Raw genomic sequence first — 411 nt, 5'->3', positions numbered from 1 at the left:
GTTCTGGCGGCCGCTGCGCACACTGATGCTGGCGGTGGCGGCGTTGGCGCTGGTGGCCATCGGCCTCTACCAGCAGGACGGCGCGGGCAGCCTCGCGCGGGCGGACACCGTGTTCGGGCTCAAGTACTTCCTCTCCAGCCAGTCCGCCATCCTCTGGATGAGCATGCTGTTCTTCATCAGCACGGTGTTCTACTGGCTGGGCATGTTCGCCCGCGGCGAGCGCGGAACGCTGTCGCTGCTGGGCTCGCGCATCGCCTGGGTGGCGATCGCCATGGCGCTGATCGGCACCCTGGTGCGCTGGTACGAGAGCTACCTCATCGGGCCGGACATCGGCCACATCCCGGTGAGCAACCTCTACGAGGTGTTCGTGCTCTTTTGCTGGATGACCGCGGCCTTCTACCTCTACTACGA

At 65.9% G+C, this 411-nt stretch carries 1 protein-coding gene; it reads left to right on the top strand.

The window, feature by feature from the left end; translation table 11 throughout:
* On the top strand, positions 1-411 hold a 411-nt coding region (locus AC066S_RS39735), incomplete at both ends, for a hypothetical protein (RefSeq protein ID WP_478272052.1).

The sequence above is a fragment of the Bradyrhizobium sp. CFUWI genome, assembly GCF_056429085.1.
This window is presented reverse-complemented; position numbering and strand designations above follow the sequence as displayed.